Here is a 12,624-nt window from a genome sequence, read left to right as displayed (position 1 = left end):
TAAAATCAAAAAAGGTAAATTGTCTTTGTTACAATTTACCTTTTTATTTTTAAGGAACTTTCTATGAAAAAATGGTTGGTGTTACTTGCATTGATTTTCGGGATTACAGCTTGTTCTTCTAGTTTAGAATTTGATGAAAGTAAACAAGAAAAAATCAATTCTTTCCTTATTGTTGGTAATAAATTATATGTGGTGGGTGAACTGCACGATTATGAATTTGAACATCAGCAAGTTACGGAACTGAATAATTTTCTCAAAAGCCTAATTGCCAATAAAATCAAATCTGTTGAGGTGAGTTTCAAGGTTAAGGAATCCAAAAAAGTTGAAGGTAGTTATAGAATTATTTTAGATGGAAAATCACTTACAGAAAGTGAGAGAAATACCGTGATGAATACCTTTCATTTTAATTCAGTTCAAAATCCATCTATTACTTATCAGGCGGAAGGGAATTTGGTGAAATTAGCCAATCGAGAAGAGCTTTTGCAAAAATTCCGCTTTAAACAACCGCTTGAGGCGACTGTTCGTTATTACAAAATTAAAAGTGGTTTTCAAAATACGGCTGAAGGAGCGTTAAGTATTGTAATGTTGCCTGTTGCTGTAGTAGCTGTTGTTCCATTCTATATGTTTTGGGTTGGTGCTTGTGCCTCTCACGGATGTTAAAGAATTTTTTATGTATTCTCGATACCTGAAAATTTTCTCGGAATGCGATTGGTATTGTGATCCAAAAATACCTTCTACCTCTCAGCAAGAATGGCTTCTGCACGAAGGATCGCTTACCCAAAAACTCCTTGAGGTCGCAACTAATTTCAACGTGGAAGTGGTGCAAGAAAAGTGGATTGCAAAAAACAGTGAAAAAACGACCGCTTGTAATGAAGATGTCTGGTTACGGGAAGTGTTACTAAAAGATGGCGAAATAAATTGGATTTTCGCCCAAACCCTTGTGCCGAGATCAACAATCGAAAATATCGCTCAAAACGTATTGGAATTAGGTAATCAGCCGATAGGTTTATGGTTGTTTGCACAAAATCCTACTCGAACCAAATTAGAATGGACAAAAACTAAAAACGGCTTATTTGCTCGGCGTGGCGTGTATGAAATCAGAGGGTATTCTCTGGAAATCCGAGAGCTTTTTTTAGAAACTTTTCCTTATTTATAAAAAATCGGTTGGCAATGCACCAACCGATTTTCATCTTATTTTGCCAAGAACTGATAAATCGCAGCCATATCTACTTCGCTCAGGCCTGAGTCATTGGCTTGATTATAGGTTTTAGTAGCTTGCTCAATGAGCGGGTAAGATTTGCCTAATTTAGCAATTTCCTCGCTCGCTAAATTAAAATCTTTGGTCATATGTTTCATCATAAACGCAGGCGGAAATTCATTGGCTTGGTACATCGGCACTTTCGCTTGGAAGATCGGGCTGTTCATAAACGAGCCTGAAATCATTTCGATTACTTTCTCTTTCGGAATGCCATATTGGTCGGCGAAGTTTAACGCCTCGCCATAGGCTTGAATAAAGATTCCCAGTAGCGAGTTGATCATCAATTTAATCCCACCGGCTTTACCTACTTCACCATAATAGAAGGTGGTAGTGCTAAAGGCAGCGAAAAGTGGTTTGAGCAACTCAATGGTTTCTTCTTTACCGGCAGCCAGTACCAATAGTTTACCGGCTTCTGCCACTTTGCTTGAACCGGAAACCGGAGCTTCAACAAATTCTGCACCGTGTTGGGCTAGTAGAGCTTCTACCGCTTGGTTTTGGCTTGGGGAAATGGTGCTCATATTCACCACCACTTTGCCGTTTAATTCAGCCAACACTTTATCGCTTAACACCTGTTGCACGGCGGCATAGTCTGCAATCATCAAGAAAATCACATCGTAGGCTTTCACCAATTCCAACACAGAAGGATATAATGTGCCGCCTGCTTCAACGACTTTTTCTGCTTTTGCTGGGTTGCGGTTGTAAACGCCCACTTTCACACCGCTATTTAGCAAATGTTTTGCCATCGGTTCGCCCATTTGCCCTAAACCAATCCAACCGACTGCTTGTGTATTAATGTTTTTCATTATTTTTCTCCTTACTGAATAAAGCAAATTGATTATTGCTATTTTCCCTCATCAAGTCAAATAGAGAGAACTTGAATATAGCTATGGAAAAGAGTAGCATTTTACTACTTACTTTTTTGAACAATACCAATGAAACCAACAATTCTTTTATACGATTCTGGAATGGGCGGATTGACGATTTACGATGAAGTCCGAAAAGTGTTGCCGCACGCTCACTATTTATATTGCTTTGATAACGCTTTTTTCCCATATTCCGAGAAGTCGGAAGCTGTTTTAATTGAGCGAGCGGTTAAAATTGTGCAAAAAATTGCAGAAAAACAACCGCTTGATATGGCAGTGGTGGCGTGTAACACCGCAAGCACTGTGGTTCTGCCGGCATTGCGTGAGCATTTTTCTTTTCCGATTGTAGGAACCGTACCGGCAATTAAACCGGCAGCAGCGATATCTGAAACTAAAGTCATCGGCTTGCTCGCCACTAAAGGCACGGTTGCTCGCCCTTATGTTGATGAATTGATAAGAAAATACGCTCAGGATTGTACGGTAGAAAAAATTGGCACAACCGATTTGGTTGAAATTGTTGAAGAAAAACAACGAAGCGGTAAAGTGGATATGAACCGACTACAAAAAGTGGTCGAGGCTTGGCAAGGTAAGCCGGAATTGGATACGGTTATACTCGGTTGTACCCATTTTCCCTTAGTCAAAGCTGAATTACAGCAATTATTGCCCGATGTGAAATATTTTGTTGATCCGGGTGTAGGTATTGCTAAACGGGTGCTAAGCCTTTTGGAAGAACGCAAATTTCAACAAAAAGCCGATTTTGAAAATCAAGCATTCTGCACTAAACAAAGTTCTGCATTTAATATCAAACAAGACGTTATGCAGAATTGGGGATTTAATAATCTTTCGGTGATTGACATTTAAACAAAACAATCTGTTTTGATGAAAAAAGGTTCAGTTGAGCAAAAACTTTAAAAAAGGGCTTGCACTCAATTTTAAAATCCCTATAATACGCAGCACACAACGACGCGCTGTTGTGAACGATTTAAAATTGATTTCCAGTGCGTCGTTTCTTTTTGTTCTTTAACAATTTATCAGACAATCTGTGTGGGCACTTGTTGATTGACTTGATTGAAAATATTTTTTTAATTTTGAAGTCTTAATAGGTGCTAACTAGAAATTCATTACTTTCGTTTAACCTGATTTTAATTAGGTTTAAATTTGAAAGTGCGATTTTATGTCAGCAGTATTGAGCGATTAAACTTTTTGAATTGAAGAGTTTGATCATGGCTCAGATTGAACGCTGGCGGCAGGCTTAACACATGCAAGTCGAACGGTAGCAGGAAGAAGCTTGCTTCTTTGCTGACGAGTGGCGGACGGGTGAGTAATGCTTGGGAATCTGGCTTATGGAGGGGGATAACTACTGGAAACGGTAGCTAATACCGCGTAATGTCTTAGGACTAAAGGGTGGGACCATTTGGCCACCTGCCATAAGATGAGCCCAAGTGGGATTAGGTAGTTGGTGAGGTAAAGGCTCACCAAGCCCGCGATCTCTAGCTGGTCTGAGAGGATGACCAGCCACACTGGAACTGAGACACGGTCCAGACTCCTACGGGAGGCAGCAGTGGGGAATATTGCACAATGGGGGGAACCCTGATGCAGCCATGCCGCGTGAATGAAGAAGGCCTTCGGGTTGTAAAGTTCTTTCGGTGACGAGGAAGGCGACTGTTTTAATAGAACAGTCGATTGACGTTAATCACAGAAGAAGCACCGGCTAACTCCGTGCCAGCAGCCGCGGTAATACGGGGGGTGCGAGCGTTAATCGGAATAACTGGGCGTAAAGGGCACGCAGGCGGTTGTTTAAGTGAGGTGTGAAAGCCCCGGGCTTAACCTGGGAATTGCATTTCAGACTGGACAACTAGAGTACTTTAGGGAGGGGTAGAATTCCACGTGTAGCGGTGAAATGCGTAGAGATGTGGAGGAATACCGAAGGCGAAGGCAGCCCCTTGGGAATGTACTGACGCTCATGTGCGAAAGCGTGGGGAGCAAACAGGATTAGATACCCTGGTAGTCCACGCCGTAAACGCTGTCGATTTGGGGATTGGGCTTTAAGCTTGGTGCCCGTAGCTAACGTGATAAATCGACCGCCTGGGGAGTACGGCCGCAAGGTTAAAACTCAAATGAATTGACGGGGGCCCGCACAAGCGGTGGAGCATGTGGTTTAATTCGATGCAACGCGAAGAACCTTACCTACTCTTGACATCCAGAGAACCTTGTAGAGATACGAGGGTGCCTTCGGGAGCTCTGAGACAGGTGCTGCATGGCTGTCGTCAGCTCGTGTTGTGAAATGTTGGGTTAAGTCCCGCAACGAGCGCAACCCTTATCCTTTGTTGCCAGCGATTCGGTCGGGAACTCAAAGGAGACTGCCGGTGATAAACCGGAGGAAGGTGGGGATGACGTCAAGTCATCATGGCCCTTACGAGTAGGGCTACACACGTGCTACAATGGCGTATACAGAGGGCGGCGAGCCAGCGATGGGGAGCGAATCTCAGAAAGTACGTCTAAGTCCGGATTGGAGTCTGCAACTCGACTCCATGAAGTCGGAATCGCTAGTAATCGCAAATCAGAATGTTGCGGTGAATACGTTCCCGGGCCTTGTACACACCGCCCGTCACACCATGGGAGTGGGTTGTACCAGAAGTAGATAGCTTAACCGAAAGGGGGGCGTTTACCACGGTATGATTCATGACTGGGGTGAAGTCGTAACAAGGTAACCGTAGGGGAACCTGCGGTTGGATCACCTCCTTACCAAAATCGAGAACGACAGCAAGTGTTCACACAGATTGTTTGATAAAAGAAGACAAAAACCGAAGGTCATCCGTTGGGTCTGTAGCTCAGGTGGTTAGAGCGCACCCCTGATAAGGGTGAGGTCGGTGGTTCAAGTCCACTCAGACCCACCACTCAGAAGGCAAGCGAAAGCGAAGCGACTATGAGTGAAGAAAACGGAAGATGAAATGGGGATATAGCTCAGCTGGGAGAGCGCCTGCCTTGCACGCAGGAGGTCAGCGGTTCGATCCCGCTTATCTCCACCAATCATCGTGACTTTATCATCATACCTAAGATTACAAGCGGTTAAAAATACCGGATTATTTGCAATTTTAGGTATGATGATAGGCGAAAGCCATTATCTTTGTTCTTTAACAATATAGAAACAAGCTGAAAAACTGAGAGATATTTCAAGTTCGTTACGCATAAGTAATTATACATAAGTGATAACGAATAAATTGAAAGTCTGAGTAGTAAAAAAATCTTGACTGAACAAAAGCAGTCAAGTGTTTAGTTGTAAAACTGACTTCATTGTTTTTTACTTTTTATTTCTAAGAAGTTTTAGAAAACATTTGAGGTTGTATAGTTAAGTGACTAAGCGCACAAGGTGGATGCCTTGGCAATCAGAGGCGATGAAGGACGTGCTAATCTGCGAAAAGCTTGGATGAGTCGATAAGAGGCGTTTAATCCAAGATGTCCGAATGGGGAAACCCAGTAGGTGAAGAACCTACTATCACCCAGTGAATACATAGCTGTGTGAGGCAAACCGGGAGAACTGAAACATCTAAGTACCCCGAGGAAAAGAAATCAACCGAGATTTCGTTAGTAGCGGCGAGCGAACGCGAAAGAGCCAGTTAGTGATAGCAGTGAAGTTAGGGGAATGTTCTGGGAAGGACAATCGTAGAGGGTGATAATCCCGTACCTTAAAACTCCATTGTGGTACTAGGCTAACAACAAGTAGGGCGGGACACGTGATATCCTGTTTGAAGATGGGGGGACCATCCTCCAAGGCTAAATACTCCTGATTGACCGATAGTGAACCAGTACTGTGAAGGAAAGGCGAAAAGAACCCCGGCGAGGGGAGTGAAATAGAACCTGAAACCTTGTGCGTACAAGCAGTGGGAGCAGATTTATTCTGTGACTGCGTACCTTTTGTATAATGGGTCAGCGACTTATATTTTGTAGCAAGGTTAACTGAATAAGGGAGCCGAAGGGAAACCGAGTCTTAACTGGGCGTCTAGTTGCAAGGTATAGACCCGAAACCCGGTGATCTAGCCATGGGCAGGTTGAAGGTTGGGTAACACTAACTGGAGGACCGAACCGACTAATGTTGAAAAATTAGCGGATGACTTGTGGCTGGGGGTGAAAGGCCAATCAAACCGGGAGATAGCTGGTTCTCCCCGAAATCTATTTAGGTAGAGCCTTGAGCGGACACCTTCGGGGGTAGAGCACTGTTTCGGCTAGGGGTCCATCCCGGATTACCAACCCGATGCAAACTGCGAATACCGAAGAGTGATACTCAGGAGACACACGGTGGGTGCTAACGTCCATCGTGGAGAGGGAAACAACCCAGACCGCCAGCTAAGGTCCCAAAGTCTATATTAAGTGGGAAACGAAGTGGGAAGGCTTAGACAGCTAGGATGTTGGCTTAGAAGCAGCCATCATTTAAAGAAAGCGTAATAGCTCACTAGTCGAGTCGGCCTGCGCGGAAGATGTAACGGGGCTCAAATATAGCACCGAAGCTGCGGCATCAGATGAAAGTCTGTTGGGTAGGGGAGCGTTGTGTAAGTCGATGAAGGTGGATTGAGAAGTCTGCTGGAGATATCACAAGTGCGAATGCTGACATAAGTAACGATAAAACGAGTGAAAAACTCGTTCGCCGGAAGACCAAGGGTTCCTGTCCAACGTTAATCGGGGCAGGGTGAGTCGGCCCCTAAGGCGAGGCTGAAAAGCGTAGTCGATGGGAAACGGGTTAATATTCCCGTACTTGTAATAACTGCGATGTGGGGACGGAGAAGGTTAGGTTAGCAGACTGTTGGATGTCTGTTTAAGCCGGTAGGTGGAGCGTTTAGGCAAATCCGGACGCTTATTAACACCGAGAAGTGATGACGAGTCTCTACGGAGATGAAGTAACTGATACCACGCTTCCAGGAAAAGCCACTAAGCTTCAGGTTATTATAAACCGTACTATAAACCGACACAGGTGGTCAGGTAGAGAATACTCAGGCGCTTGAGAGAACTCGGGTGAAGGAACTAGGCAAAATAGCACCGTAACTTCGGGAGAAGGTGCGCCGGCGTAGATTGTAGTGTCTTGCACACGAAGGTTGAACCGGTCGAAGATACCAGCTGGCTGCAACTGTTTATTAAAAACACAGCACTCTGCAAACACGAAAGTGGACGTATAGGGTGTGATGCCTGCCCGGTGCTGGAAGGTTAATTGATGGTGTTATCGAAAGAGAAGCTCCTGATCGAAGCCCCAGTAAACGGCGGCCGTAACTATAACGGTCCTAAGGTAGCGAAATTCCTTGTCGGGTAAGTTCCGACCTGCACGAATGGCATAATGATGGCCAGGCTGTCTCCACCCGAGACTCAGTGAAATTGAAATCGCCGTGAAGATGCGGTGTACCCGCGGCTAGACGGAAAGACCCCGTGAACCTTTACTATAGCTTGACACTGAACATTGAATTTTGATGTGTAGGATAGGTGGGAGCCTTAGAAGCAGTCACGCCAGTGATTGTGGAGGCGTCCTTGAAATACCACCCTTTAACGTTTGATGTTCTAACGAAGATTGCGGAACGCGGTCTCGGACAGTGTCTGGTGGGTAGTTTGACTGGGGCGGTCTCCTCCCAAAGAGTAACGGAGGAGCACGAAGGTTTGCTAATCACGGTCGGACATCGTGAGGTTAGTGCAATGGTATAAGCAAGCTTAACTGCGAGACAGACAAGTCGAGCAGGTGCGAAAGCAGGTCATAGTGATCCGGTGGTTCTGAATGGAAGGGCCATCGCTCAACGGATAAAAGGTACTCCGGGGATAACAGGCTGATACCGCCCAAGAGTTCATATCGACGGCGGTGTTTGGCACCTCGATGTCGGCTCATCACATCCTGGGGCTGAAGTAGGTCCCAAGGGTATGGCTGTTCGCCATTTAAAGTGGTACGCGAGCTGGGTTTAGAACGTCGTGAGACAGTTCGGTCCCTATCTGCCGTGGGCGTTGGAGAATTGGTTGGGGCTGCTCCTAGTACGAGAGGACCGGAGTGGACGCACCACTGGTGTTCCGGTTGTGTCGCCAGACGCATTGCCGGGTAGCTAAGTGCGGAAGAGATAAGTGCTGAAAGCATCTAAGCACGAAACTTGCCAAGAGATGAGTTCTCCCACACTATAAGTGTGTAAGGGTTGTTGGAGACTACGACGTAGATAGGCTGGGTGTGTAAGTGTTGTGAGACATTGAGCTAACCAGTACTAATTGCCCGAGAGGCTTAACTATACAACGCTCAAATGTTTTTAGGCTTGTTTTTGTATTGAGAAGAACGAATAAAGAAAAGATAAAGAAATCATAAGATAGAAAGGAATTTTCCCGACGACAAGAGTGCTGTGGTCCTACCTGACCCCATACCGAACTCAGAAGTAAAACGCAGTGACGTCGATGGTAGTGTGGTGATTCGCCATGTGAGAGTAGAGCATCGTCGGGGTTTTAATTTATTTAGTGAGTTTATTAATAAGTAAACAAACAACAATTAGTAAACTGACTAAATAGAACGAATTTGATTGATAACCAGAGTGCTGTGGCTCTACCTGACTCCATCCCGAACTCAGAAGTAAAACGCAGTAACGCCGATGGTAGTGTGGTGATTCGCCATGTGAGAGTAGGGCATTATCAATCTATTAATTTAGGAGCGGTAGTTCAGCTGGTTAGAATACCTGCCTGTCACGCAGGGGGTCGCGGGTTCGAGTCCCGTCCGTTCCGCCAATAATTTAAACCGATTAGCATAAGCTAATCGGTTTTTTCGTTTCTATCGCTTTTGTATTTTTATAGATTTAATTCTGTTAAAATTTGCAAAATTTCCTGAAAATACACTCGCTTGTATGGCTGAACTTGACCCGATTATTGAACAATTTCTTGATACGCTATGGCAAGAACACGGTTTGTCTGAAAATACCGTTGCCTCTTATCGTTCTGACTTAGAGCGTTTTTCTGATTATTTCTCTGAACCTAAAGTGTTTCTGTCTCTCGATTCTATCGACTTACAAGGCTTTCTTGGCGAGCGTTTGGAGCAAGGCTATAAGGCGACTAGTTCTGCCAGAATGTTGAGTTGTTTAAGGAAATTTTTCCGATTTTTATGCCTTGAGCATTATCGCCAAGATGACCCGACTTTAACCCTTTCTTCCCCTAAACGAGGAGCATCTTTGCCCAAATCCTTAAGTGAAGATCAGGTGATGAATTTGTTAGATGCCCCGAATACGTTAGATCCGATAGAGCTACGAGATAAAGCAATGCTGGAGTTGCTGTATGCTACCGGTCTGCGGGTAACAGAGCTGGTTTCGCTTTCGATGGATAATATCAGCCTCAAACAAGGGGTGGTGAGAATTATCGGTAAAGGGGACAAGGAGCGGTTAGTGCCATTGGGCGAGGAGGCGAATTATTGGATACAAGAATTTTTCCAATACGGTCGTCCTATTTTGCTGAATAATCAGCAGTCTGATGTGGTATTTCCAAGCCGGCGTGGGCAGCAGATGACAAGGCAGACCTTTTGGCATCGGATTAAGCACTATGCCGTGCTTGCCGGTATTGATGCAGATAAACTCTCGCCTCACGTGCTTCGCCACGCCTTTGCGACCCATTTGGTTAATCACGGAGCTGATTTGCGAGTAGTACAGATGTTGTTGGGGCATAGTGATTTATCGACCACCCAGATTTACACTCAAGTGGCAAAAGCTCGCTTGAAATCGCTGCATCAGCAATTTCACCCTAGAGGGTAGGCAATAAGCCCACTAATTCGTCTTGCCAAAAAATCAGCGGTGTACGGTTACGTTCCCAAACGGGTATGCCGTGATTTTGCCAAATCTTTTTCATTTCTTCCCGCTGCGTTTTGCCGTAGCATTTTACTTTGCCTCGTTGCCCGATTTTAAGCGAGATGGTTACTTGAGCTAGCTCTTGGGGCAGTGGCAAGCGGTGATTTTTCCCGTTTTTTTTGCAAATGATCTTTTGTTGCTGGCGAATAATGGTACCGAGCTGATAAGGTAATTCCACTTTGCTTTCAGCGGTAAGTGCTATCTCAAACGGCGGAATGTCGGCGATTTCTTCGGTGACGTAAATAGCTTGTTGATAGCGTCTGATGATATTCTCACCGAGTTTAACCTGAGGGTTTTTATCTGCTTGTGCAAAAATCAGTTCAGAAATGACCGCTTGTAGCTGGGCTTGGCTTGGCATTTTTACACCGTTTTGTTCTAGCCAAAGGCGGATAAGTTGCTGTTGCTTAGCAAGTGAAAATTGCCCAAAGCCGTTAATTTTGAGCTGTTGTTTTTCCCCTATTCTTGAATTGAGTTCATCGCTTAATAGCTCTTCTATCAAGGCTTGTTGTTCTGCACAATGCTGAGCGGAACGGGCAACCATTTGGCTGAAGAGCTGCCAACGTTTATTGAGTAGTGGCAAGATGCTATTGCGAAGGAAATTACGGTCGTAACGGTTATCGGCATTGCTTTCGTCCTCAATCCAACTTAGCTGATGTTGAACGGCATAACCCATCAAATCTGACTTAGTGAAAGTGAGTAGCGGTCGAAAAACGGTAAAATTTTGCAAAAAAGTGACCGCTTGCATTGCCGATAAGCCTTTGATTCCGCTGCCTCGCTTGAGAGCGAGCAAGAAAGTCTCGGCTTGGTCATCTAAATGGTGGGCAGTGGCTAACACTTCATTAGGCTTGAGCTGTTGTTGAATGGCTTGGTAACGAGCTTCTCTCGCCCCGTTTTCAACGCCGTTTGAGCTGTCCACTCTGACCTTTTGCAAAATAAAGGGAATATTTAACCGCTTGCAATATTGCTCGCAAAATGCTGCCCAGTCGTCCGCATTTGGGCTTAGCCCGTGGTGGACATAAATTGCCCTAACGTTGAATGAGGTGCGGGCAAAAAGGTGGAGTAGTACCACCGAATCCACGCCACCGCTTAAGCCGACTAAAAAGGCGGTTTGGTTCGGCAAATGCGTTGCACACTGGGTTTGAAAGCGGTTAAAAAGAGCCATTTATTTACCGATGCAAAATGAGCTGAAAATATTGCCTAATAAATCATCAGAGGTGAATTGGCCGGTAATTTCACTTAAGGCATTTTGCACCATACGCAACTCTTCCGCCAATAATTCACCGGCTAAGAATTGAGTAAGCTGAATATGACCTCGCTCTAAATGCTCGGCAGCGGTTTCCAATGCTTGCAGATGACGGCGGCGAGCCAAGAATCCGCCTTCCGTAGAACTTTGGTAGCCCATTGATTTCTTCAAGTGTTCACGCAATAAATCAACGCCGACTTTGGTTTGGGCAGAGAGGCGAATCATCGTGAAATCGTCCACCTGAATTAAGCCTTCCTGCTCGCCGGATAAATCGACTTTGTTGCGAATTACGGTTACCGGCATATTTGCCGGCAGTTTGGCTAGAAATTCCGCCCACTCTTGTCGGAACTGATCGGCTTGTTGCTCGGTGCTGTCAATCATTAATAAAACATGGTCGGCTTGAGCGATTTCTTCCCAAGCACGCTGAATGCCGATACGTTCCACTTCATCACTGGCATCACGGAGACCCGCGGTGTCGATTATATGCAACGGCATTCCGTCAATGTGAATATGTTCACGCAACACATCACGGGTTGTGCCGGCGATATTGGTTACAATTGCCGCCTCTCTCCCGGCTAAGGCGTTAAGCAAGCTGGATTTCCCCGCATTTGGGCGACCGGCGATCACCACTTTCATTCCTTCACGCAGAATCGAGCCTTGTTTCGCTTCACGGCGAACACCATCTAATTGAGCGATAATCTCGTTTAATTTTGCCTCAATTTTGCCGTCTGCCAAAAAGTCAATTTCCTCATCGGGGAAGTCAATCGCCGCTTCAACATAAGTGCGTAGATAGATTACTGAATCAACTAATTCATTGATTTTATTAGAAAATTCACCCTGTAGTGATTTCAGAGCTGAACGAGCGGCTTGCTCGCTGGTGGCGTCGATTAAATCCGCAATCGCTTCTGCTTGGGCAAGGTCGAGCTTATCGTTTAAAAATGCCTGTTCGGAAAATTCACCTGCTCGGGCAATGCGTAGCCCCTTAACTTGTAAAATGCGTTTGAGCAGTAAATCTAAAATAACCTGCCCACCGTGTCCTTGAAGTTCAAGCACATCTTCGCCGGTAAAGGAGTTGGGAGCTTTAAAAAATAAGGCGATGCCTTGATCCAACACAGTGCCGTCTTCGTCTTTAAACGGCAAATAGTTGGCGATACGGGGTGGCAATGTTTTGCCTAATACGGCTTGAGCGACGGTTTTGGCAAGTGGGCCGGAAACGCGTAAAATCCCCACACCGCCTCTGCCAATCGGTGTTGCTTGGGCAACAATGGTATCTTTCATTTTTTATCCTCAAATTAGGTTGCAAGCGGTCAAATTTTTGTTAATTTTTACTAAAAACAGACCGCTTGTCATAGCCGTTATCATACCGAAACCCACGCCAAAGGTAAAACAAAAGCCGATTGATTGGGGCTGGCTTAAAAGGTAGAATAG

Annotated in this window: 7 protein-coding genes, 3 tRNA genes and 4 rRNA genes; 11 read left to right on the top strand and 3 right to left on the bottom strand. The window is 45.2% G+C overall.

All coding sequences use genetic code 11. The annotated features are described in order from the left end of the window. Window positions 1-63 precede the first annotated feature (63 nt). Window positions 64-660: a hypothetical protein gene (locus EL242_RS02600; RefSeq protein ID WP_126301375.1), complete on the top strand. Its 597-nt coding sequence runs from the start codon at window positions 64-66 to the stop codon at window positions 658-660. Between the two features lie 10 nt (window positions 661-670). After that, window positions 671-1,156, top strand: coding sequence for a chorismate--pyruvate lyase family protein (locus EL242_RS02595; protein ID WP_126301374.1), 486 nt, complete (start codon window positions 671-673; stop codon window positions 1,154-1,156). A gap of 35 nt (window positions 1,157-1,191) precedes the next feature. On the opposite strand, the gene EL242_RS02590 is transcribed toward EL242_RS02595, so the two are convergent. After that, window positions 1,192-2,061: an NAD(P)-dependent oxidoreductase gene (locus tag EL242_RS02590; protein WP_126301373.1), complete on the bottom strand. Its 870-nt coding sequence runs from the start codon at window positions 2,059-2,061 to the stop codon at window positions 1,192-1,194. A gap of 129 nt (window positions 2,062-2,190) precedes the next feature. Here EL242_RS02590 and murI point away from each other — a divergent pair, with 129 nt between their 5' ends. From murI to xerD, 9 genes are all read left to right on the top strand, one after another. After that, window positions 2,191-2,982 (top strand): glutamate racemase, encoded by a 792-nt coding sequence (murI, locus tag EL242_RS02585; protein ID WP_126301372.1) that lies wholly within the window; start codon window positions 2,191-2,193, stop codon window positions 2,980-2,982. A gap of 344 nt (window positions 2,983-3,326) precedes the next feature. Then, window positions 3,327-4,866 (top strand): 16S ribosomal RNA (locus EL242_RS02580). Window positions 4,867-4,941: 75 nt separating this feature from the next. After that, window positions 4,942-5,018: transfer RNA gene (locus EL242_RS02575), tRNA-Ile, on the top strand. Window positions 5,019-5,074: 56 nt separating this feature from the next. Further along, window positions 5,075-5,150, top strand: a tRNA-Ala gene (locus EL242_RS02570). Between the two features lie 318 nt (window positions 5,151-5,468). After that, a 23S ribosomal RNA gene (locus tag EL242_RS02565) occupies window positions 5,469-8,367 on the top strand. Window positions 8,368-8,456: 89 nt separating this feature from the next. Beyond that, window positions 8,457-8,572, top strand: a 5S ribosomal RNA gene (rrf, locus tag EL242_RS02560). A gap of 75 nt (window positions 8,573-8,647) precedes the next feature. Continuing rightward, window positions 8,648-8,763 (top strand): 5S ribosomal RNA (gene rrf / locus EL242_RS02555). The 16S, 23S and 5S rRNA genes sit together here with 3 tRNA genes alongside, the layout of an rRNA operon. A 10-nt stretch (window positions 8,764-8,773) precedes the next feature. Beyond that, window positions 8,774-8,850, top strand: a tRNA-Asp gene (locus EL242_RS02550). Between the two features lie 116 nt (window positions 8,851-8,966). Further along, entirely contained in the window at window positions 8,967-9,860 is an 894-nt protein-coding gene (xerD, locus tag EL242_RS02545) for a site-specific tyrosine recombinase XerD (protein ID WP_126301371.1), read from the top strand. Here xerD and tilS read toward each other — a convergent pair. Then, on the bottom strand, window positions 9,850-11,115 hold the full coding sequence (gene tilS, locus EL242_RS02540) for a tRNA lysidine(34) synthetase TilS (protein ID WP_126301370.1): 1,266 nt from the start codon (window positions 11,113-11,115) through the stop codon (window positions 9,850-9,852). The genes xerD and tilS overlap by 11 nt on opposite strands. Next, on the bottom strand, window positions 11,116-12,474 hold the full coding sequence (mnmE, locus tag EL242_RS02535) for a tRNA uridine-5-carboxymethylaminomethyl(34) synthesis GTPase MnmE (RefSeq protein WP_126301369.1): 1,359 nt from the start codon (window positions 12,472-12,474) through the stop codon (window positions 11,116-11,118). Window positions 12,475-12,624 lie beyond the last annotated feature (150 nt).

It is taken from the genome of Mannheimia haemolytica (genome assembly GCA_900638155.1).
GTDB lineage: Bacteria > Pseudomonadota > Gammaproteobacteria > Enterobacterales > Pasteurellaceae > Mannheimia > Mannheimia glucosida.
This window is presented reverse-complemented; position numbering and strand designations above follow the sequence as displayed.

Bases quoted from the DNA above. Each gene is read 5' to 3' on its own strand.
- EL242_RS02600 (WP_126301375.1), top strand. From the start codon at position 64: ATGAAAAAATGGTTGGTGTTACTTGCATTGATTTTCGGGATTACAGCT.
- EL242_RS02595 (WP_126301374.1), top strand. From the start codon at position 671: ATGTATTCTCGATACCTGAAAATTTTCTCGGAATGCGATTGGTATTGT.
- EL242_RS02590 (WP_126301373.1), bottom strand. From the start codon at position 2,061: ATGAAAAACATTAATACACAAGCAGTCGGTTGGATTGGTTTAGGGCAA.
- murI (WP_126301372.1), top strand. From the start codon at position 2,191: ATGAAACCAACAATTCTTTTATACGATTCTGGAATGGGCGGATTGACG.
- xerD (WP_126301371.1), top strand. From the start codon at position 8,967: ATGGCTGAACTTGACCCGATTATTGAACAATTTCTTGATACGCTATGG.
- tilS (WP_126301370.1), bottom strand. From the start codon at position 11,115: ATGGCTCTTTTTAACCGCTTTCAAACCCAGTGTGCAACGCATTTGCCG.
- mnmE (WP_126301369.1), bottom strand. From the start codon at position 12,474: ATGAAAGATACCATTGTTGCCCAAGCAACACCGATTGGCAGAGGCGGT.